This is a genomic window from Salipiger thiooxidans (genome assembly GCF_900102075.1).
GTDB lineage: Bacteria > Pseudomonadota > Alphaproteobacteria > Rhodobacterales > Rhodobacteraceae > Salipiger > Salipiger thiooxidans.
Map to the genome: position 1 here is coordinate 1 of NZ_FNAV01000024.1, position 21571 is coordinate 21571.

Annotated in this window: 20 protein-coding genes and 1 pseudogene; 6 read left to right on the forward strand and 15 right to left on the reverse strand. The window is 65.1% G+C overall.

What is annotated here, in order from left to right; genetic code table 11:
• Window positions 1–340 (forward strand): integrase core domain-containing protein (locus BLQ77_RS24635; RefSeq protein WP_165617195.1); only part of this gene is annotated, 340 nt, incomplete at its 5' end.
• A 5-nt stretch (window positions 341–345) separates the two neighbouring features.
• Here BLQ77_RS24635 and BLQ77_RS29915 read toward each other — a convergent pair.
• Window positions 346–1095 carry a transposase gene (locus BLQ77_RS29915; protein ID WP_089963609.1) on the reverse strand — a complete coding sequence of 250 codons (750 nt, stop codon included), beginning with the start codon at window positions 1093–1095 and terminating at the stop codon, window positions 346–348.
• A gap of 228 nt (window positions 1096–1323) precedes the next feature.
• On the opposite strand from BLQ77_RS29915, the pseudogene BLQ77_RS24645 reads away from it, so the two are divergent.
• Window positions 1324–2386, forward strand: a pseudogene (locus BLQ77_RS24645) (IS110 family RNA-guided transposase).
• Window positions 2387–2775: 389 nt separating this feature from the next.
• Here BLQ77_RS24645 and BLQ77_RS24650 read toward each other — a convergent pair.
• The 12 genes from BLQ77_RS24650 to BLQ77_RS24705 all read right to left on the reverse strand — a co-directional run bounded on the left by BLQ77_RS24650 (window position 2776) and on the right by BLQ77_RS24705 (window position 15742).
• Complete coding sequence (locus BLQ77_RS24650) at window positions 2776–4323, reverse strand: AMP-binding protein (protein ID WP_165617196.1); 1548 nt, start codon at window positions 4321–4323, stop codon at window positions 2776–2778.
• 23 nt (window positions 4324–4346) lie between these two features.
• Complete coding sequence (locus tag BLQ77_RS24655) at window positions 4347–5126, reverse strand: enoyl-CoA hydratase-related protein (RefSeq protein WP_207545889.1); 780 nt, start codon at window positions 5124–5126, stop codon at window positions 4347–4349.
• A gap of 13 nt (window positions 5127–5139) precedes the next feature.
• The gene (locus BLQ77_RS24660; protein ID WP_089963614.1) at window positions 5140–7077 is read right to left on the reverse strand and encodes a TRAP transporter permease; all 1938 of its coding nucleotides are present in this window, start codon (window positions 7075–7077) and stop codon (window positions 5140–5142) included.
• An 86-nt stretch (window positions 7078–7163) separates the two neighbouring features.
• The gene (locus tag BLQ77_RS24665; protein ID WP_089963616.1) at window positions 7164–8339 is read right to left on the reverse strand and encodes a TAXI family TRAP transporter solute-binding subunit; all 1176 of its coding nucleotides are present in this window, start codon (window positions 8337–8339) and stop codon (window positions 7164–7166) included.
• A 56-nt stretch (window positions 8340–8395) separates the two neighbouring features.
• A complete protein-coding gene (locus BLQ77_RS24670; RefSeq protein ID WP_089963619.1) occupies window positions 8396–9166 on the reverse strand; it encodes an SDR family NAD(P)-dependent oxidoreductase in 771 nt (256 codons plus the stop codon).
• A gap of 17 nt (window positions 9167–9183) precedes the next feature.
• Window positions 9184–9570, reverse strand: a complete 387-nt coding sequence (locus BLQ77_RS24675; protein WP_089963622.1) for a Zn-ribbon domain-containing OB-fold protein — start codon at window positions 9568–9570, stop codon at window positions 9184–9186.
• Between the two features lies 1 nt (window position 9571).
• The gene (locus tag BLQ77_RS24680; protein WP_089963625.1) at window positions 9572–10723 is read right to left on the reverse strand and encodes a thiolase family protein; all 1152 of its coding nucleotides are present in this window, start codon (window positions 10721–10723) and stop codon (window positions 9572–9574) included.
• Window positions 10720–11829: an acyl-CoA dehydrogenase family protein gene (locus tag BLQ77_RS24685; RefSeq protein WP_089963628.1), complete on the reverse strand. Its 1110-nt coding sequence runs from the start codon at window positions 11827–11829 to the stop codon at window positions 10720–10722. The genes BLQ77_RS24680 and BLQ77_RS24685 overlap by 4 nt, the downstream gene beginning before the upstream one ends.
• Window positions 11826–13082, reverse strand: coding sequence for an acyl-CoA dehydrogenase family protein (locus tag BLQ77_RS24690; RefSeq protein WP_089963631.1), 1257 nt, complete (start codon window positions 13080–13082; stop codon window positions 11826–11828). The genes BLQ77_RS24685 and BLQ77_RS24690 overlap by 4 nt, the downstream gene beginning before the upstream one ends.
• A 140-nt stretch (window positions 13083–13222) precedes the next feature.
• Window positions 13223–13993 (reverse strand): enoyl-CoA hydratase-related protein, encoded by a 771-nt coding sequence (locus BLQ77_RS24695; protein ID WP_089963632.1) that lies wholly within the window; start codon window positions 13991–13993, stop codon window positions 13223–13225.
• Window positions 13990–14859, reverse strand: a complete 870-nt coding sequence (locus BLQ77_RS24700; protein WP_089963634.1) for a MaoC family dehydratase — start codon at window positions 14857–14859, stop codon at window positions 13990–13992. Before BLQ77_RS24700 ends, BLQ77_RS24695 begins: the two co-directional genes overlap by 4 nt.
• Window position 14860: 1 nt before the next feature.
• On the reverse strand, window positions 14861–15742 hold the full coding sequence (locus BLQ77_RS24705; protein WP_165617197.1) for an NAD(P)-dependent oxidoreductase: 882 nt from the start codon (window positions 15740–15742) through the stop codon (window positions 14861–14863).
• A gap of 235 nt (window positions 15743–15977) precedes the next feature.
• Between BLQ77_RS24705 and BLQ77_RS24710 the strand changes: the two genes are divergently transcribed.
• From BLQ77_RS24710 to BLQ77_RS24725, 4 genes are all read left to right on the forward strand, one after another.
• Window positions 15978–16526: a TRAP transporter small permease subunit gene (locus tag BLQ77_RS24710; RefSeq protein WP_165617198.1), complete on the forward strand. Its 549-nt coding sequence runs from the start codon at window positions 15978–15980 to the stop codon at window positions 16524–16526.
• A gap of 1 nt (window position 16527) precedes the next feature.
• A complete protein-coding gene (locus tag BLQ77_RS24715) occupies window positions 16528–17838 on the forward strand; it encodes a TRAP transporter large permease (protein WP_089963639.1) in 1311 nt (436 codons plus the stop codon).
• Window positions 17839–18234: 396 nt separating this feature from the next.
• Window positions 18235–18498: a YjhX family toxin gene (locus BLQ77_RS24720; protein ID WP_089963641.1), complete on the forward strand. Its 264-nt coding sequence runs from the start codon at window positions 18235–18237 to the stop codon at window positions 18496–18498.
• 1 nt (window position 18499) lies between these two features.
• Window positions 18500–19000, forward strand: coding sequence for a GNAT family N-acetyltransferase (locus BLQ77_RS24725; protein WP_089963643.1), 501 nt, complete (start codon window positions 18500–18502; stop codon window positions 18998–19000).
• A gap of 176 nt (window positions 19001–19176) precedes the next feature.
• On the opposite strand, the gene BLQ77_RS24730 is transcribed toward BLQ77_RS24725, so the two are convergent.
• Both BLQ77_RS24730 and BLQ77_RS24735 read right to left on the reverse strand, forming a co-directional pair.
• The gene (locus BLQ77_RS24730; RefSeq protein ID WP_089963645.1) at window positions 19177–20298 is read right to left on the reverse strand and encodes a CaiB/BaiF CoA transferase family protein; all 1122 of its coding nucleotides are present in this window, start codon (window positions 20296–20298) and stop codon (window positions 19177–19179) included.
• Window positions 20299–20349: 51 nt separating this feature from the next.
• Window positions 20350–21465 carry a CaiB/BaiF CoA transferase family protein gene (locus BLQ77_RS24735; RefSeq protein ID WP_242661856.1) on the reverse strand — a complete coding sequence of 372 codons (1116 nt, stop codon included), beginning with the start codon at window positions 21463–21465 and terminating at the stop codon, window positions 20350–20352.
• Between the last annotated feature and the right edge of the window lie 106 nt (window positions 21466–21571).

A 21571-nucleotide genomic window follows, 5' to 3' on the forward strand; every position in this document is an offset into this window, starting at 1 on the left:
CCGGAACACTGCTTATTCTCGGCCCATGCGTTTCGACATGATCTGTGAGGCCAACGGGATTGTGCACCGGCTGACCAAACCCAACCATCCCTGGACCAACGGACAGGTCGAACGGATGAACCGCACGATCAAGGAGGCCACCGTCAAACGCTTCCACTACGAAAGCCATGATCAGCTGCAAACGCACCTCTCGGACTTCATGGCAGCATACAACTTCGCGCGCCGGCTCAAAACCCTCAACGGGCTCACACCCTACGAATACATCTGCAAGATCTGGACATCAGAGCCGGACAGATTCATCTTGAACCCGATCCACCAGATGCCGGGACTGAACACCTAGCGAACCTACTCACGCCTTGCTGCCGAAGGTCCGGCTGGGTCGGAAATGCTTGGCATTTGGGTCGGAATTGCTTGGCACGGCCCACTGACAAGATTCAGAAAATTCGCTGCCAAGAGTCGGAAATGTGCGGCATTCGACATCAGCCCTTCGAGGAACAAACGCCTGAACAGCCGCGCCAGCACCTTCACCGGCAGGAAGAATGCTGGGCGACAGGCGACCCAGCGAGTGCCATCCGGTGATAGGCCTCCCCCTGGGACGATGACATGCACATGCGGGTGGTGCGTCAGCATCCGGTCGCTGTCAATGTCGCCAACCTTCAGATGGGTGACCTCGCTGGTGCGCAGCCCGCCGCCATAGGGAACGCTGAAGGCGGCGCGATAACGAAGACCTGGTCCAGGCGCGGCTTCCAGAATGCGTGACACTTCCTCGGCGCTCAGTAGCACCGGGATCTGCTTGGTCGCCCGCTGATAGCGCATTTGCCGCTTCATCTCCGGTCGCAGGCTTGGCGTTGCATAGAAGAAGCTCAGCACCGTCAGCCGGTTGTTGAAGGTCGGTGCGCCAATGCCGCGCTCCTTCATATCGAGCTGGAACGCGCGCAACTCCTCCGGTGTCGCGCTATCCGGCGCGTGCCCAAGAAACCGCGTGAAGTCCCGCATCGCACGCAGATACTTCGTCTGCGTCTTTGCTTGCAGCCCCTTGATCTGCATGTCTTCGACAAAACGTTGGCGTAGTTTGGGAACATAATGATCTGACATCGAAACCTCCTGTCATCAGATTGAGACCTTCTCAATCGTCAGACAGGTTCGTCAGTTCGCAAAATCCACGCCGCTCACATCAGCCCACATCACACGCCACAAGCGCCAATACCGCGAGAGCGGTTTCGTCCTCGTCCACATAGCGGATGAGGTGGATGGCTCCTGCTCCACCGGCATCGAACGTGCCAAAGTGCAGTTGTCATTGACTGCTAGGGAAGGAGCCACCCAATGACAGTAAAGACCGTAGGCTTGGATCTGGCCAAGGACGTTTTCCAAGTACACTGCGTTTCGGCGACCGGGCGCAAGATCCTCAACAAGAAGATCAAGCGAGCGGAGCTTTTGGCATTTTTCGAGACCTTGCCGAGATGTGTGGTCGGCATGGAAGCCTGTGGTTCTGCGCATCATTGGGGCAGAGAGCTGCGCAAGCTGGGCCATGATGTTCGGCTGATGCCAGCCGCTTACGTAAAGCCCTATGTGAAGCGTGGTAAGACGGATGGTGAGACGGGACCGTGGCCCCGGTGGGGCCGCGAAAGCCCAAGCGAACGATGCCGAAGCGATCTGTGAAGCTGTGCGTCGCCCCACCATGCGGTTTGTCGAGATCAAATCAGAAGATCAGCAAGCTGTTCTGGCCATCCATCGTGTCCGGGATCTCGTCGTGCGCCAACGCACCCAGGTCGTGAACATGATCCGCAGTATCCTGCGGGAGTTCGGGCACATCCTGCCGACGGGCATCGAGCCCGTGTCGAAATCTGCCCGAGAGCATGGGACTGAAGAACAATTGAAAATGCCCGAGATGGCTGACGGCATTCTCGGGGTGATGTGCCATCAGCTGAATGGTCTCAATGCGCGTATCGATGGGCTGACCAAACTGATCGAGCAACATGGATGGCTGGATGCTGATGCACGGCGAGTGATGCGCATGCCGGGCGTCGGCCCCATCACGGCCTCAGCCATTGTCGCTCCCATCGGCGACGCAAAGCAGTTTGAAACAGGACGTGATCTCGCCGCTTGGCTGGGCATGAGACCACTGAACAAGTCCAGTGGCGGCAAGGAACGGCTTGGGCGCATTCCCAAGAAGGGGGATCGATACATCCGTAGACTGCTGATCATCGGCATGACGTCACGGGCGCTGATGGCCAAGAACAAACCGGAGAATGCTGACACTTGGACGGCAAGACTACTGGCTGAGAAACCATTCAGGTTAGCGACGGTCGCCATGGCCAACAAATCCGCCCGGATCATCTGGGCGCTTCTGGCGAAACGAGAGGAATACCGGCGGCCGATCGCTTGATCCTGCCCAGAGATGCAAGACGTTTGATGTGATGATGCGAAACGAAGTTGACCAAGAGCAAGGACACTCCGACGAATGTTGCGGCCCTCAGGGGTCGTTTAGCCGATAGGAACCTTGCTTGCGGAACTCATCAGGGCCAGTGGCAGCCGTCACGCAAACGGGCCGGACACACGACTGTACTGACAGACCATCGCGATCAGGAAAAGCTCTTGCAATGCAGGAGCCATCCACACAGGCATTCGAGACACCGATATCCCCGCAGATTTATGCGAACACATCGTGCTGCCGGAAGCCCAACCGCGCCGTGTCATTTCAGGGGCGGTGCAATACATCCTGTGAAGGGCCTGGCTCCCGGGCCCGTCCAAGCCGCTCCCGACGGGCCGCCCCTCTCAGGCCTCGCCCGCGATCACTGCGTCGCGCAGTTTGCGCTTCATGAGCTTGCCGCTTTCCTCGCGCGGCAGGGTCTCGACGATCTCGATCCGGCGCGGGATCTTGTATTTCGCGATCCGCGGTTCGAGGAAGGCGCGCACTGAGTCGGCATCGGGCGTGGCGCCCCGGGCGGGCTGGATATAGGCGGCGACGATCTCGCCGAACTCGGGGTCGGGCAGGCCGAAGACGGCGCAATCGGCGATGTCGGGGCTCAGGACCAACTCGCTTTCGATCTCGGCCGGGTAGATGTTGGTCCCGGCAAAGATGATCATGTCGCGCTTGCGGTCGCTGATGAACAGGAACCCGTCCTCGTCCAGATAGCCCACGTCCCCGATCGAGATGAAGCCGTCCTTTTCACACTCTGCCCGCGCCTCGGGGTTGTTGATGTAGGTGAAGTCCGAATAGGTGCCGTTCTTCACGTAGATCTCGCCCGGCTCGTTCGGGCCGAGGATTTCGTCGTTCTCGCCAAGGATGCGCACCTCGGCATGATCGACGCAGCGGCCGACTGTGCCGGGTTTCGCCAGCCAGCCCTCGGGCGAGGCGTGCAGCGCGATGCCGACCTCGGTGCCGCCGTAGACCTCGTGGACGATGGGGCCAACCCACTCCATGAGTTCGCGCTTGACTTCGACCGGGCAGGCGCTGGCGGTGTGGCTGATGAACCGCAGCGACGAGACGTCGTATTTGTCGCGCACCTCCCTGGGCAGCTTGAGCAGCTTGACGAAGATCGTGGGCACGGCGACGATCACGTTGATCCGGTGCTTTTCGATCAGTGCAAGGAACTGCTCGGCATCAAAGCGCGGCGTGATGACCAGCAGCTCGCCTTGGGTCGCGGCATAGCGGGCAAAGCCGTTGGGCGAGGCATGGTAAAGCGGCGTGGCGATGAGCCCGCGCATGTCCGGTGCGATGCCGATGGTGTCGCGAAACACCTTGGCGTTGCGGCGGGTTTCCTCGGGCGTCATCGGGTCGCGCATGACGCCCTTGGGTTTGCCCGTGGTGCCGGAGGTATAGATGATCACGCCGCGATCCGCCGGATTGGCCCCGGCATGGGGCTCGGCCGCGGCGATCCAGTCCTCGTAGTTCTTTTCGCCCTCGGGCACCATGCAATCGGCCGGGTCGAGGCGAAAGGCGTCCCGGATCGAGGGCGGCGTTTCCACCACGATCACCTCGCAGCCCTCGGGCACCAGATCGCGGACCGGCCGCAGAAGATCGGCATGGGCGACAAGCACCTCGGCGCCGCTGTCTTCCAGCAGGAACTGGATTTCCGGGGCGGCCAGGTGCCAGTTGAGCGGCACCGAATAGCAGCCCACGCGCCGGGCGCCGACATTCACCTCGATGATCGGGGTATCGTTGCGCATGAGCTGGGCGACGATCTGGCCTTCGCCCAGACCCTTGGCCTTGAGCGCGCCGGCAACCTTGTCGATGCGGGCCTCCATCTCTTCGCGGCCGATCGAGCGGTCGCCGGTGATGATGCCTGCGGGGCTGCGGGTTTCGCTTGCGGTGTCGCGCATGGGGGTGTCCTCGGGTTCTGTCGTCATGGTGTCTGTGTCGCCAGCGGGACTGCCGAAAAGTCGGGCGCGCGTTTGTCGCGAAAGGCCGCGCGGCCTTCCTGCGCCTCGGGCCCGGCGGAGCAGGCGCTTTGCAGGCGGTCCTCCTCCCTCAGCTGGCTTTCGAAATCGAGCGTCGCCGCGCTGTCGTGAAGCTGCCGGATGCGGGCCAGCGCATTGACCGGCCCCCTGGCCAGTCGTTTGGCCAGGGTCAGGCTTTCGTCCAGCAGCGTCTCGGCGGGGTACACGCGGTTCACGAGACCCCAGTCCAGCGCCTGCTCGGCCGGAAGGCGGTCGGCCAGCAGCGTCAGCTCGCGCGCCCGCGCCTCGCCCACGCGGCGGGCCAAAAGCCAGCTTGACCCGCAATCCGGTACCAGGCCGACCTTGGCGAAGGCCTGCAGGAAATAAGCGTTGGGCGCGCAGGTGACGATATCGGCCAGCAGCGCAAGACTCATCCCCGCGCCGGCCGCGACGCCGTTGACGGCGGCGACGATGGGCAGGGGACAGGCACGCAGATTGCGCACCAGCGGGTGATACCAGATTTCCAGCACCGACTGGCCCGGATCGGTCGGCAGCTTTTCCGACAGGTCGGCGCCGGCACAGAACCCGCGCCCGGTGCCAGTCAGCAGGATGGCCCGCGTCGCGTCGTCCCGGATGCAGTCGGTCACCGCGGCGTCGAGGTCCCGGGCAAGGGAGCCGGAAAGCGCGTTCATCGCCTCTGGCCGGTTCAGCGTCAGAACGGCAACGCCGTCGACATGGTCGATCAACAGGTCAGGCACGTCACGCTCCTGTGGGTTTCATCTGGGACAGTTGGAAGATCGGCACAAAGCGGATCGCCAGACCCGACAGGATCATGAGGGCGATGCCGAACCCCGCGCATTCCAGCTGGGTGATGCCCAGCACGGCGATCCCCGGCGAGGCGAGCGACAGGCCCGCGATCAGAAGGGCGCCGCGCAGCAGGAAGCCCCAGACCCGGTCCGAGATGCCGCCGAAGCCCAGCATGTAGCCCTGCAGCGACCATGAGATCGCGGCCACGCCGCAGACCGCCGTCGCCACCGCGATCAGGATTTGCAGCGGCGTGCCCTGCAACACCAGCGCCGGGTTGAGCACGAAGAAGAAGGGCACGAAATACATCACGCTGGCCAGCCGCATGGCGTGAAAGCCGATCTTGATCGCCGAGACCTTGGCGATGGCGGCGGCGGCATAGGTGGCGATGGCCACCGGCGGGGTGATGAAGGACAGCATGCCCCAGTACATGACGAAAAGGTGCACCGCGATCGGCTCGAACCCCACCTTGACCAGCGCCGGGACCATGACAATGGCAAGGAAAATGTAGCAGGCCGAGACCGTCATCCCCATGCCCAGCACAAAGGAGGTGAGCGCCCCCATGATGAGCAGCATGATCGGCGCGTCCCCGGCCAGGAACACAAGCTCGGTCGAGAGCGTGCTGAGAATGCCGGTCGCCGCCAGCCCGCCGGCGATCATGCCGATGGCGAGGATCACGGCAATGATCTCGGACAGCCCTTGCCCGATACCCGCGATCATGTCGCGGATGCCGGCAAGGGACAGGCGATTTTCCGGGCGCAGCTGGTTCACGACCAGCAACAGCCCCGTCGCGTAAAAGGCCGCGCGGCTTTCGTTCATGCCCTGCGCCAGCATCGTGATCAGCATCACGAAGACGATCAGGTAATGCCAGCCGCCCTTGAGCGCCGCCAAAAGCGTCGGCAGTTCCGACCGCGGCACGCCGCGCAGCCCCCTGCGGGCGGCATAGGCGTCGACCTGCAGCATCAGGCCAAAGTAGAACAGCGCCGCCGGAATGGCCGCGGCCATAGCGACCTCGACATACGGCACGGCGAGGAAGGTCGCCATGATGAAGGCGGTGGTGCCCATGACGGGCGGGGTCAGCACGCCTCCGGTGGAGGCGACGGCCTCGATCCCGCCGGCGTAAGAGGCAGAGAAGCCAGTCTTTTTCATCGCCGGGATCGATACCGAGCCCGAGGTCATGACGTTGGAAATCACGCTGCCGCTGATCGAGGCTTGCAGCGCGCTCGAGACGACCGCCACATGGGCCGCCCCGCCGCGCACCGTGCCCATGAGCGCAAAGGCCACGTCGTTGAAAAACTTGGCCGCGCCGGTGAATTGCAGCGCGAGGCCGAAGACGATGAAGCCCACCACGAGGTCGGCAAAGGCCCGCATCGGGATGCCGAAGACGCTTTCAAAGCTGTAAAGGTGATAGGCCGCGACCTCGGCCGGGGGCAGCGACATGCTGTTGAGCGGGCCGGGCATCACGTCCGCGAACATCGGGTAGAGCGACACGAACAGGACCACCAGCGTCAGGGGCCAGCCATTGGTGCGCCGCGCCGCCTCGAGGATGAGCAGCCAGAGCATCGCGGCAACGAGCTGCGCGTCGAGCGGCGCGATGAACTGCCAGCTGGAAAAGACTATGTCTTGCGCGTGGATGACCAGGTAGGCCGACCCGCCGAGCGACAACGCAAAGAGCAGCCAGTCGATCCAGCCCGGCACCGCCGTCGTGGCGTGCCTGAAGGGAACGATAAGGAAGATCAGCGGAAAGAAGACCAGCGTCAGCACATAAAGGAAAGTCTGGCCGTTCATCACGACGCCGATGGCCCGGGTGAACAGGAACGTCTGGTTGACGGTCAACAGCAATCCTGCAAGGGAAAAAAGCAGGATAATCCATCTCTTGAGAGTGAGCGACATATCGGCCCCGGCGCGTTTGAAGGAGTGAACCGGACAAGCCGGCAGCGGTCACGTGCCCGTCCGAATGGCCGGGCATGTGAGGGGGATCACCAGTCGCGGACGGGCACGTCGAAGCCGCCGGCTTCCAGCATCTCGATCCGTTTGGCCTTCCAGGCCGCCGCGAATTCGGCTTCGTCCGAGATGTTCATCGCGACCACCGCGTCCCAGGCCGCCTTCAGCGCGTCCTGACGGGCCACGAGCCTGTCGTTATGCGCCTGCATCTCGTCCGTCCAGACGCCCGCTTCCTTGAAATAGGCGATGGCGCCGTCGTGGAAGGGGACGGTGTAGCTGAGGATCTGGCGGTCCAGCTCGAGCCCGTAGGTGGTCGGGGTCGCGCCGTTGATGTCGTCGAAATTGTCGTAGATCGCCTTCAGCATCGCCTGGACATAGCCCGCGTCCCGGTCGGCGGTGGTGTTCAGAAGCATGTCGGGATAGCTCGCCATCTCGATCCCGCCCTCGGGGATGTTCACGCCCTCGGTCACGACCTTCTGGATCCAGCGCGGATCGGTGGCCCGGATCGCCTCCCAGCAGGTTTCGTTCGCGAAGGGCACCGGCACCCATCCCAGTCCGCGCGACGAGGCGTCTGCCTTGACCGAGGTGCCGGAGTTGGTCGAGGTGAAATAGACGTCAGCCTGATCGTTGATATAGGCATCGACCGAGGCGCCAAAGCCCGGCACCTCGACCCGTTGGACATCGTCCCATGTCATGTCACCGCAGGCGATGACCAGCGCCTGAAGCGCGCCCGCGATCGAGGGCGAGCCCTGCACGAAGGCGATGCGCAGCCCGCGCAGGTCGCCGGGGCCTTTGACGTTCTCGGCCAGCTCGGGCGCGATGGCCAGGCCGAAGCCCTGGTCGGTCATGCTGGTCATGACAAGCCGGACGGGCTGCGGTCCCCAGTCGGCGGCCCCGAACTGGAACGCGCCCTCCTGCGCGAAATAGACGTCGAAGCCGGCAAGGACAAAGTCCGCGCGACCGGCCTTGAGCGTGGATTGCTGGGCGGCGCCGTTGCCGGCGCTGATGACCCGCAGGTTCACGCCGTCGTTCTGCTTGAGCGCGCTGCTGATCGCCACGGCGGCGGAATGCATCGCGCCGCCGGTGTCGTAGGTCGTCCAGACGACCGTGCCGGGCAGGGCGTTGTCCTGCGCAAAGACGGCCGGTGCGCCGATGGTCAGCGACGTCGCCAGCGCTGCGCCCGCAAGGGGGCGAAGTTTGGTTGTTAACATGGTAGTCCTCCCTGGGTTTTGCGCGGACACTCCCCTATCCGCGCGTTTGGTATGCGTTACACGTTGATGTTCATGCCCCCGTCGATCCCGAGGTTCTGCCCGGTGATGTACGACGCGCTGTCCGACAGCAGGAACGCCACCGGTCGCACCACTTCGCTGGTCTCGGCCCAGTAGCCCATGGGGATACGGGACAGGATGCTGTCGCGGAACTTCTCGCCCCGGACGGTTTCGGTCATCGGGGTCTCGACCACGCCGAAACTGACCGAGTTCGAGCGGATGCCGTAGCGCGCCCATTCCTTGGCCGCGGTCATCGAGATGCCGAAGATCCCGGCCTTGGCGGCGGCATAATTGATCTGACCGATCGAACCGCCCCGGCCCGCGATGGACGACACATGCACCATCGCTCCGATGTTGCGGCTTTCCCCGTCCACGGCACGTTCGAGGATCGCGCGGCCCACGGCCTGGGTCCAGACATAGGCCCCGGTCAGGTGGACGCGGATCACGTCGTCCCACTGGCTGTGGGTCATCTTCTTGATCATGGCCGGGCGGGTGATCCCGGCGTTGTTCACGAGGCCGGTGAGCGTAAGGCCCTTCTTGCCGATATCCGCGACCGTGGCGGCGGCGAAATCGGCGTCGGACACGTCGCCGGTATAGACCTCGGCCTGCGGAATGTCGGCTTTCAGCGCCTCGAGCGCCTCACCGTTCAGGTCGATGCCGATGGGCGTGCCGCCAAGGTCGGCGATCATCCCGGCAAGCGCGCGGCCAATGCCCTGGCCCGCGCCCGTGACGACGATGACCTTGCCTTCGAGTGTTCCGAGGTTGTTCAAGTGTGTCTCCTGCGTCTTCAGTTTCGGTCGAGGCGGAAGACCGGCACGGTCAGCCCCTCGGGATGGGGTTCGAAGTCCACGCGCACCGGGTCGCCGATGGCGACATCCTCCGGGGCGTCGATGATCCGGGTCATCATCGTGGGTCCTTCGGCGAGCGTGACATAGGCCACGACGCGCAGCGGCTTGTCGGGGATCCGTGTCACAGCAAGGCTGTAGATCTCGCCTGTGCCGGAGGCCGGCTCGAAGGCGATCGTCTCGGCCCGGCAGAAGGGGCAGACGGCGCGGGGGTAGTGGTGGGCCTCATTGCAGCTGGTGCAGCGCGCGACGACAAGGTCGCCCTTGGCCGCCGCCTCCCAATAGGGCAGGGCGTCGAAATTCACTTGGGCCAGGTCAGACAGGTCCATCTCAGAGCCTTTCCAGAATGACGGTTGCGCTGCCGTGCCGGGTGGCGAGCGACCCGCCGGTGCCATGGGCCAGCGCGAGGTCGCAGTTCGGGACCTGCACCGCCGAGTGCGCCTCGCCGCGCAGCTGGCGGACGGCCTCGATCACCTTGGTCATGCCGCCGCGATTGGCTGGGTGGTTGTTGCACAGGCCGCCGCCATCGGTGTTGAAGGGCAGCTTGCCCTCGCCCGCGATCAGGTTGCCGTCGGCGACAAAGGCGCCGCCCTTGCCCTTTTCGCAGAACCCGAGGTCTTCGAGCGCGACCAGAACGGTGATCGTGAAGCTGTCGTAGATCGAGGCGTATTTGATATCGCCCGGCGTGATCCCCGCCTCGGCAAAGGCGCGCGGACCCGAGACGCTGGCGGCCGAGGTCGTCAGGTCCACGCGGCCCGCGTTCAGGTGCCCGACCGCTTCGCCGGCGCCGCGCAGTTTGACGAGCGGGCGGGCAAGCGATCTGGCCACGGACTCGCTGGTCATCACCAGCGCGCCGCCGCCGTCGCTGACCACGCAGCAATCGAGCCGGTGCAGCGGCGCCGCGACCAGCGGCGAGTTCACCACATCCTCGACCGTCACCACCTTGCGCAGCATGGCGTGTTCGTTGTGCTGGGCGTGATGCGAGGCGGCGACCTTGATCCAGGCCAGCTGTTCGCTGGTCGTGCCGAATTCGTACATGTGGCGCGCGGCGACCATGCCGTACATCTCGACCACCGACGGCGCATAGGGCGCCTCGAACGGGGTGTCGGGGGTGGGGGCAAGCGGCATCTTGGCCGATTTCATCCCGGCGGCGCGGGGCCGTCCGGCCAGCGTGATCAGCGCCACGCTGCATTTGCCGGATGCAATCGCCTGCGCCGCATGGGCGACGTGAACCAGATAGGCCGAGCCGCCGGTGTCCGTGCTGTCGAAGTGATGCACGTCAAGGTTCATGTATTCCAGCATCGACATCGGGCCGAGGCCCGGCGCGTCGCCGGCGCAGAAATACCCGTCGACATCGTCAAAGGTCAGCCCCGCATCGGCCAACGCGCCCGCCGCGCTCTGCATGTGCAGCTGCGCGACCGAGATGCCCTCGGCCTTGCGGGTCGGGTGCTCGTAGGCGCCCATGATATAGGCCGCGCTCATTGTGCCACCTCGCGCTGCATCTCGATGTCCCGGGCCAGCGTGGTGGCGCGGTCGCGCAGGGCGCCCGCCTCTTGGCCCATCATCGCCTGGAGGAAGATCAGCCGCCGGAAATAATGGCCAATGGCCATTTCGTCGGTCATGCCCATGCCTCCGTGAAGTTGAATGGCATTTTGCCCGACGCTTTGCGCGGCCCGGCAGATGCGGGCGCGCACGCGGTCGTGCAGGTGTTTCGGGTCGCCGTCGTCGCTTGCGGCAAAGGCGGCCAGTTCGGCCATGCTGCGGCTCGCCTCCAGCTCGACCAGCAGGTCGGCGACCATGTGGCGCAGCGACTGGAAGGCGGCGAGGGGCTTGCCGAACTGGCTGCGCTCGTCGAGGTAGGCAGTGGTCAATTCGGTGGCCTTTTCGATGGTGCCGGTGGCATCGGCGGCAAGCGCGCTGACCGCCAGCGTGGTGCCGCGCCGGATGGCCGCGCGGGCCGCGTCGCCGGTGGCGATCAGCGCGTCGGCGGGCACCGGGCCGTCGAAGGAGAGGCGCGCCAGGTTGCGGCCGTCGATGGCGCCGTAATGCGTGATGGTCAGGCCCGGTGTGCTGCGCGGCAGGCGGAAAAGCCCATCGCCACCGGCCGTTGCCACAAGGAACTCGGACGTGTCGGGGCCGGATTCGCAAATGTCGATCATGTCGGACAGATTGTGCCCCTCCGCCCCGGCCGTGGCTGTGACCCCGGAGGGTCCCCCGTCGCAAGGCAGACCGAACCCGGCAGGCGCGGCGATGGCCGAGCCGTCGACCAACGCGGTCACGTCCTGCCCAAGCGCCGTCAGCGTTCCGACGCAGACCACCGAGCTTGCCACGAAGGGTTCGGGCAACCGGGCGCGCCCGATGGCCTGACACAGCAGCGACAGCGCATCGGGACCAAGCCCGAGGCCGCCGTGATCGGGATCGGCCAGAAGCCCGTGCCAGCCCATCGCCGCCATCTCTGACCAGCGGCCCGGCGCAAAACCGCCCGAGCGGCGCACATCCGCGTCCGAGATACCGGCGGCCCATTTGTCGGCTGCATCCCGGATCATCCCGGTTTCGTCCGACGGGGTGAGATGTTCGAGGAACGTCATGGCCGTGTCTCCAGGGCAGAGCGGGCAAGGATGTCGCGCTGGATCTGGTTGGTCCCGCCGTAGATCGAGACCGAGCGCCCGAAGAGATATTCGTTGAGCGCCCCGTCCACGAAATCGGACGGCAGGTCGCCGATGTCGTCGAAGGCATCGACAAAGCCCGCGCCGCGCCCCGCCGCGTACAGGCCCAGGGTCGAGACGATCAGCTCGGCCAGGGTCTGCTGGATCTGGGCGCTGGCGAGTTTCAGGACCGAGGGTCCGGTCATGGCCGAGGGGCCGTTCTTTCCCTGCGACAGGATCCGGATCTCGGTGATCTCGAGGGCGGTCAGGTCCGCCTCGACCCGGGCAAGGTCGCGCAGGAAGGCGCCGTCCTTCGACAGATCGACACCGGGGGTCAGGTCGGCGCGGGCGAGGCGCTTGAGCCGTTCCACCTGCCGGCGGCAGCGGCCCACATTGGTGATCCCCGTGCGTTCGTTGCCCAGCAGGAACTTGGCATAATTCCAGCCCTTGCCGCGTTCGCCGACCAGCCCGTCAACGGGCACCTTGACGTCCTCAAAGAAGACCTCGTTCAGCGAATGGTTCATGTCGATGGCGATGATCGGCTTCACGGTGATGCCGGGCGTGTCCATGTCGAGCACGAACATCGAGATGCCGCCCTGTTTGCGCGGGGCCTCGTCGGTGCGGGCCAGCAGGAAGATCCGGTCGGCATAGTGCGCCTTGGAGGTCCAGATCTTCTGCCCGTTCAGAAGGTAATGATCGCCCCGGTCCTCGGCCCGCGTGCGCAGGCTGGCGAGGTCCGACCCCGAGCCCGGCTCGGAAAAGCCCTGGCACCAGAAATCCTTGCCCGACAGGATGCCCGGCAGGTACGTGTCCTTCTGCGCCTGCGTGCCGAAGGTATAAAGCACCGGGCCGATCATCGAGACGCCGAAGGGCGGAATGCCGGGCACGGCGTTGCGCGCAAGCTCGGATGAAAAGACCATACGCTGCAGTTGGGTCCAGCCGGTGCCGCCATATTCGACCGGCCAGGCCGGCGCTGTCCAGCCGCGGGCCGACAGCTTGGCAAGGAAATCCGCGATCTCGGATTTGGTCGCGGCATAGCCCCGGTCGATCCGGTTGCGCGTTTCCTCGGGCACCGCGCCGCGCAGAAAGGCCCGGACGTCGCGGCGAAAGGCGCGCAGGTCATCGTCCAGCAACAGGTCGATGTGGTCGCGCTCTTCGGCGGGTGCGCCGTGGTCGTGATCTCTCACTTCAGGCATCCCGCGGGAAACTCGTCTGGAATTGGGTCATGTCTTGTCCTCCAAGCGCGCGAGGCCGAGTCACGCTTGCAACGTTTATATTGGTCATACCATTAAAATTATTTGATGCCGCTGTCAATCGTAAGACGCCGACAGAAATCCTAACGATTGCGGAAGTTTGGCGGCCGCTTCTCGAGAAAGGCGGTGATGCCTTCGGCCTTGTCCTCGGTCGACAGAAGCAGTTGCAGCGCCTTGCGTTCGATCATCAGCCCGGCCTCGAGCGGCAGGTCCGCGCCCGCAAGGACGGCCTGTTTGATCTGGGCCAGCGCAATGGGCGCGCGGCGCGAGATGCGGCGCGCGAGGTCAAGCGCGGTGTCCATCACCGCGTCGTCCTCGACAAGGTCGGAGACAAGCCCGAGGTCATGCGCCGTTCGGGCCGGCATGACGTCGCCGGTCAACAGGTAGCGCATGGCGACATGTTTGCCGACGGCGCGGGGCAGGCGTTGGGTCCCGCCGGCGCCGGGCATCAGCCCGACCTTCGGTTCGGGCAGGGCAAAGGTGGCAGACTGCCCGGCGACCACGATGTCGCAATGAAGGACCATCTCGAAGCCGCCGCCAAAGGCGCGCCCGTTCACGGCGGCGACCAGCGGTTTCGGGAACGCCGCGATCGCCTGCCAATAGCGTTCCGGCGCGGCCTCCATCATCTCGACCGGGCCCATGCGGTCGATCTGTTTCAGGTCGGCCCCGGCGGCAAAGACCGACGCCCCGCCGGTCAGGATCACGGCGCGGATCTCGGGCGCGGCGGCAAAATCGGCCAGCGCGTCGACCAGCTCCTGCCGCAGGTCGTACGACAGGGCGTTCAGCACCTCTGGCCGGTTGAGCGTGATGAGCCCGACCGCCGGGTCCGGGCGGTCCGTGAGAACGAGGGTCATTGGATCGGGCCTTTCGCAAAGGTGAATGTTCCGTTGGTGGTGATCTGTACGCCGCGTTCGACCGCGCGGCAGCGAAAGAGCATGCGGGGGCCGTCCCGCCAGATCTCGGTCCGGATCGTGTCGCCGGGAAAGGCGGGGGCGGAGAACCGCAGCGACAGCGCGCCCATGCGCGCAGGATCGTTGTCGCAGACCGCGCGCAGCAGCGCGTGCCCGGCAATCCCGTAGGTGCAAAGGCCATGCAGGATCGGCCGGTCAAAACCCACGGCGGCGGCCACGGCGGGATCGGCATGGACGGGGTTCATGTCGCCGGTCAGGCGATATAGCAGCGCCTGATGCGGGCCGGTGGCCATATCGCGCGTGATGTCCGGGGCGCGGTCCGGCAGGGTCCAGGCCGGGGCGGGGGGCTGGCGGCGCCCGCCAAAGCCGCCCTCGCCGCGCAGGTAGGCGGTGCGATTGACGGTCCAGACGGGCTGGTCTGCCGCGTCGGTCACCTTGCATTCCACCTCGACCAGCGCGCCCTTGCCCGGCCCCTTGTCCCACAGGTTGACCACGCGGCTTCGGCCGGTCAGCGGCACGTCCAGCGGGATCGGCCGGTGAAAGCGGATGGCCTGTTCGCCGTGCAGCACGCTGTCCGCGTCGATGCCGAGGTCGGGATCCGCGACCCAATGGCCGGGGGTGCAAAGCGTGGCGGCCATGGTGGGCAGGATCTTCTGCCCGGCCTCGAAGACATAGGGCAGGTCACCCGCATCTGCCGGGTCATGCCCCAGCCCGAGGGCCACCGCGTAAAGCAGCGCGTCCTTGGCGGTGACGCGGCGGGTGACCGGGGGAAAGACGAGCGTTTCCAGCCTGTCGCGGTTGAACCCCATGTCACCGCGCCCGCATCTCGGTCACCAGCGCGCGCATCCGCTCGACGAGGGGCAGCCGCAGGTCCACGTCCTCTGCGAGGGCGGCGATGATCCCCAGGTCCTTGGCAAGGTTCGTTGGGCTGGGGCTGTCATAGGCGGGCATCTCGGTGCCGCCGAGATACCCCATGATCGCCTCGGTATGCAGCGCGGGGCCGATGAGCGGGGCGCCGCTGTCGATCACGCGGGTCCATTCCCGCAGCACAGGCGTGTCCGCGAAGCCGCCCGCGACGGCGGTGGCAAGGAGCCGGGGCGCGATGCCGAACCGGGACCCGAGGGCCAAGCCTTCGGCCAGTGCGGCGAAGGACAGGAAGCCGATCACCTGGTTGCAGGCCTTGACGACCTGGCCGCTGCCCGTGGGGCCAAGGTGCGTCACGGTGGTGCCGAGCGTCGTCAGAACCGGCCAGGCCTGCGCGACCGCCTCATCCTCTCCGCCGACGAAAACGGCAAGCCGGCCCGAGGCGGCGCCCGCCAGACCGCCGGACACCGGCGCATCCACCCAGGCCGTGCCGCACGCCTCGCGGACGCGGGCAGCGATCCGGCGCGTTGCCTCCGGCGATACGGTCGAATGGTCGACGATCACGGCGGGCGGCGCGTCAGCCTCTGCGATCCCGTCCGCCCCGAACAGCACCGCGTCAAGCGCGGCCGCATCGGTCACGCAGAGGCACAGCACATCCACCCGGCGCGCCAGATCGGCCGGAGAGGCCGCCACCGGAACCCCGGCGTCGCGAAAAGCCTGCGCCTTTGCCACGGACCGGTTCCAGACGACAAGGTCCTGCCCAAGCTCGTGCCGGCGCCACGCCATGAGCGCGCCGATGTTCCCAAGTCCTGCAAAGCCGACGCGCATGTGGTTGCCCCGTCCAGAGTTCAAAGAAAACCTATGCGAGGCGAAATTGGTCAGACCAATATGATTTGCGTTGCATGTCATAACATGCACCAAGAATATCACAATGATATCGAACCCATGCGGTTGAGTATTGGACGCGGTCCGGGTGCTGCGTGCAGGGTATCGAGGGACACATCTGTTCCGGCGCGGCCCAATGGGGCCAAATGCGCCGGCAAGACCGAACGAGGGGGATTTCGTGATACACCTGATCGACAGGATCGCCTCCGCGCTTGCGCGGGTCACCTTATGGCTTGCGGCGATGCTGCTGCTGCTCATGGCCTTTCACGTCACGGCCGATGTGATCAGCCGGTCGGTCTTTAACGCCCCGATCGCGGCGACGCTGGAATTCGGCACGTATTACTACATGGTCGCCGCCTCGTTCCTCGCGCTCGGCTATGCGCAGATGCGTGATCACAACGTGTCGGTTGACATCCTGATCCACGGGGCGGGCCCGAGGATGCGCATGGTCGTGGAATGCGTGGCCCTGATCGTCACGCTGATCTACGGGGTGGCCTTCACCTGGGCCTCGACCCTTTCCGCGCTCGAGAAGACGCGGGTCGGGGCCTATACGCTGACCCAGTTCTTCAACCTCGCCACCTGGCCGTCGCACTGGATTCTCGTGGTGGCGGGCGTGGTGTTCTGCCTGGTCCTGCTGGCGCAGATCCTGCGGATCGTTGCGGCCCTGGGGCGCGGCGAAGACCGGCGCGTCGCAGAGTTGATCGGCCAGAAAACGGAGAGCCTCTGACATGGAGCCGGGAACCATTGGCATCATCGGGATGATCGGCCTGATCGTCCTGCTGGGCATCCGCGTGCCGGTCGGTATTGCGCTTTCGCTCGTGTCCCTGCTTGGGCTGTGGATGATCCGGGGCTTCAATGGCGCAATGGGCGCGTTGAAGGGCATTCCTTACGATTTCACCGCACACTGGACCCTGTCGGCGATCCCGATGTTCCTGCTCATGGGCACGATTGTCGCCAACTCGGGCATGACCACCAGACTCTATGCGGCGATGCGGGTCTGGCTTGGCTGGCTGCCCGGCGGACTTGCCGTCGCGACGAACTTTGCGGGCGCCGGTTTTGCCGCGGCCAGCGGGTCGAGCATGGCGACGACCGCAACGCTGGGGCGGATCGCGGTGCCGGAAATGCTCAAGAGCGGGTACAACCCGGGTCTCGCCACCGGGGTGGCAACCGCCGTTGGCACCCTTGGCGCGGTGATCCCGCCCAGCATCATCGTCGTGCTCTTTGCCATTTTTGCGCAAGCGCCGGTGGGGCAGGTCCTGATCGCGGGGATCATTCCGGGCCTTCTGACGGCTTTTGCCTATGCCACGCTGATCGTCGTCCGGGTCAAGCTGAACCCGGCCCTCGCCCCGCGCCATACCACCGAGCGGGTGGATTTTGCCGGTCACATGCGGCTGCTCGCCCCGATCTGGCCCTTGCCGGTGCTGGTGTTGGGGGTCATCGGAGGGATCTACAGCGGGTTCATGACCGCCACGGAATCCGGGGCGGCGGGTGTCGTGCTGGCAATCATCGTCGCGATGATCCAGCGCACCTTTTCACTGTCGATGCTGTGGGACAGCCTGAAAGAGGCAGCAATCACCACCGCGAGCCTGATCCTGATAGCCGTGGGGGCGGCGCTTTTCACCCGGTTCCTAGCCTTCTCGGGCATTCCGAACCTGCTGTCTGACCTGATTGCGGCAGGCAACGCCTCCCCGATCTCGATCATTCTGTCGATCGCGGTCGTCTATATCCTCCTGGGGTGTTTCCTGGACCCGCTGGGCGTGCTGCTTTTGACGCTGCCCGTGCTCTTGCCCGTCTTTGCCTCGGCCGACATGAACATCGTCTGGATGGGGATCATCCTGGTGAAGTTCATCGAGATCGGGATGCTGACGCCCCCTGTGGGGTTGAACGTCTTCGTCATGAAGGGGGTCGTGGGCGACGAGGTGCGACTGGTGCAGATCTTCAAGGGCGTGTCGTGGTTCCTGCTGGCCGAGGTCGTGGTCATGGCGATCCTCATCGCCTTTCCGCAAGTCACGCTGTTCTTGCCGAACCTGATGCGCTGAGCCTCACCCAGTTGACATGAAAAGCCCGCACCACCTGCCGCAAGCGCCTTGCGGGAGGTGGTGTCCCCCCGCCCTGCAAGGACGCCGCGCGAACAGGCGGTCGCTATGACGATGTCTTCGCAGCAACCTGCGGGGACATCGTCGGGTTTTATGTCGGATGTGCGCGACGGAGCGCCAGGTCACACTGCGATGGCCGCGTTGCTTGCGACCGATCACGGATCAGTCCATATTCCTTCCGTACCGGGCTGCGACCGAATGCGCGACCCGATCAATGAGGACTGGATGTCAGAGCTTGTGTAGAAAGGCTCTCTGCAATTCAGAGAGCCGCGTGAAACCATAGCCTCCGGGTGCTTTTGCGCTCGGGACCTTTTTTCATGTCTGCGACAAGAGACTTCCATGAATATCTCAGAAAACGAACAACGTGCGCTGCACGTTCTGGCACTTGGTAGCCAGATGCTGAAAGGGCGCGACGAGGGGCCGAAGATCACCCCCGCCACCTGCACCAGGCGCGATGCCATGATCCTTTGTGATCTTTCCGTGGCCGCGTTTGGCGAACTGCGGGGCCAGCGCCTGATCAAAGCACAGTGGTCAGGCCCTCACTACATATCTAAGCGTGGTCGCCTTTCCGTTCCCGCTCAACGCGACAAAGAGGGGGCATAAGATGCTGATCCGAGATGAAACAGCCAGTGACGCCCCTGCGATCCGTGCGGTTGTGACCGAGGCCATGAAACTGCTGCCGCAGGCCAGCGGGACGGAGGCCGACATCATCGACAGGTTGCGCGCGGCGGATGCGCTCAGCCTGTCGCTCGTAGCCGAAGACGGGGGCGAGGTGGTGGGCTATCTGGCCTCCTCGGATGCCCGGATCGGTGCTGAACCTGGCTGGAGTCTGATCGGTCCGCTCGCCGTCGTGCCTTCGCGCCACTGCGAAGGGATTGGCAGCGCCCTCATGGCAGAGGCGATCTCGCGGCTGCGGGCAAGGTACGAAGGAGCGGCACTGGTCGGTGATCCCGGCTATTATGGCCGTTTCGGTTTCAGGACCTTTCCAAAACTCAGGGTGGGTGGGTGCCCGCCCCGGTTCATTCAGGCCCTTCCTTTCAATGCGGGCGAGCCCCAAGGCGAGTTGATCCATCACTCTGCATTCGGCCTGCATCAACGGGAGTAACGCAAGCCCGGGCCGCACACCCGCCAGCGCGGCCCGGATGTTTCCGTGGTGGGCCAGCGTCCGGCCCTGGCGGTATCGTCCGCGCGGACGGACCGCCGCAACATCCCTCCCACGGCGTGCGGGGCCCGGTACGGGCCTGTGCGTGGCAGGACCGGATGACGGTCTGTGAAAGCCGGTCAGAGGAAATCCGACAGTTTGTATTCCCCCAGTTCCGAGACCGACGGCACAGCCGAGACGGTCCTGCCCGACATCTTGAACGGCAGGTTCGTCACCAGGTAGTCGCCCGCCCGGTCGGTGACCGTCTGGAACGCCTCGCGGTGCTTGAGTTGCGGATCCTCGAGCGCCTCGGCCACTGTCCGATACCGGCCACAGGGCACCGAAGCCGCCGACAGGATGCGTTCGCAATCCTCGGACGTATGCTGGATCGTCCAGCTTTCGATGGTCTCCAGCAGCTCGGGGAAATGGTTGTAGCGGGCGTCGACGGTGGCAAAGCGCGGGTCCTCGATCCATTCGACGTGCCCGGTCGCCCGCGCCAGCATTTCAAAGTTGCGCTGGGTGTTGGGCATGATGATGACAAAGCCGTCGCTGGTGCGCGAGGGCTTGTAGACCGGGCGCGAGATCGTGGCCGGGAACTGCGCCTCCTGCACGTCATAGGGCATGAGGTTGATCACAGATTCCATCAGCGACACGTCGATGAATTGCCCGCGCCCGGTCTTTTCGCGGGCATAGAGCGCCGTGTTGACGGCGCTGAGCGCGTAGATGGCTGCGAGGATGTCGGCATAAAACAGCACGCTGTTGGCGGGCCGCGTCAACTCGTCCTGATAACGCAGCAGCGTCAGGTCGTGGCCGGACGAGGCATGGACGTTCTGCGCATAGGCCGGGCGGTCCGCCCCCGGTCCGGTCTGGCCGTAGCCCGAGACCGAGCAATAGATCAGCCCCGGATTGCTGCCCGACAGGGTGTCGTAATCCAGCCCGAAGCGGGTCATGACGCCGGGCCGGAAGTTCTCGATCACGATGTCCGCCGTGTCGATGAGCTGCTTGATGTCGGTGAGCGTGTCCGGGTCCTTGAGGTCCGCCACGACGCTTTTCTTGCCGCAATTGACCTGCCCGAAGTACGAACTCAGCCCGTCGCGCATGGGCGCCTGAGAGCGCATGTAATCACCATCGGCGCTTTCGATCTTGATGACCTCGGCGCCGAGATCGGCGAGGTACCGGCTGCAATAGGGACCGGCGACGAGGGTCGTGAAATCGACGACGCGCAGGCCTTCCAGCGGGCGGATGGGGGTGTCTTCAGTCAAAACGCGCTCCTCTCACGTATCGGGTATCGCTTGGATCTTGGGGGCCTGTGATCAGGCTGTCGTCAGGGCGGCCCAGCCGCGGGCGCGCATCCGCGCGGCCAGATCGGGGTCGAGGGCGCTTGGCGGTCTGGGCGTTTCCGGCTGGCTCTTGCTGAAGCGCGGGGCAGGGGCAGTCTGGGCGATTCCGTCCAGCTCGACGACGCTGTCGCGCTCTGTCACCTGCGGGTGGGCAAGCGCCTCGTCCATGTCCAGCACCGGGGCATAGCAGGCTTCGCGCCCGGCAAAGATGGCGTCCCATTCGTCGCGCGTCTTGCGGTCAAAGATCTGCGCGAAGACGCGCTTCTGTTCCGGCCAGCTTTCCTTGTCCATCTGCCGGTCGAGGTAGGAGGCGTCGAGCCCCATGCCGTCCAGCAGCTCGGCGTAGAATTTCCTCTCGACCGCGCCGACCGAGATGTATTTGCCGTCGCGTGTCTTGTAGCAGGCATACCACGGCGCGCCGCCGTCGATGAAATTGCTCTCGTAGTCGTCGACCCACAGGCCCGAGGCGCGAAAGCCCCGGAAGGTGGTCAGAAGCGACCCGACCCCGTCCAGGATGGCCGCGTCCACCACCTGCCCTTCGCCGGTCTCGCGGGCATGGTGCATCGCGGCCAGCATGCCGAAGGCCAGGTAAAGCGCGCCGCCGCCAAGATCGGAGACGAGGTTCAGGGGAATCGCCGGACCTTCGGCCTTGGAGCCGATCATCGACAGCGCCCCCGACAGGGCGAGGTAATTGATGTCGTGACCGACTGTCCGGGACAGGGGGCCGGTCTGGCCCCAGCCTGTCATGCGCCCGTACACCAGTGCGGGATTGACGGCGAAGCAATCCTCGGGGCCCAGCCCCAGCCGTTCCATCGCGCCTGGCCGGAAACCCTCGATCAGTCCGTCGGCACCGGCGACGAGGTCAAGGGCGAAATCCCGATCCGCCGGCGCCTTGAGGTCGAGCGGGATGGCGGGGCGGTTGCGTTTGGTGATGTCGAATCGCAGGTCCCGCTTGACGCCAAGCCCGGCATCCTGCGTGCGGTCCAGCCGAATGACCGTCGCCCCCAGATCGGCCAGCAGCATGGCACAGAAGGGTCCCGGCCCGATCGCGCCAAACTCCACCACCTTCAGTCCCGATAGCGGTCCCATCACATTCCTTTCGCGGTCCTGCCGGCTGATCGTCACGGGACGAGCGGGCCGGCAAAAAGTTGAACGACATTGGTCGGACCTTTAAAGTATTTGATTGGCGTAATGT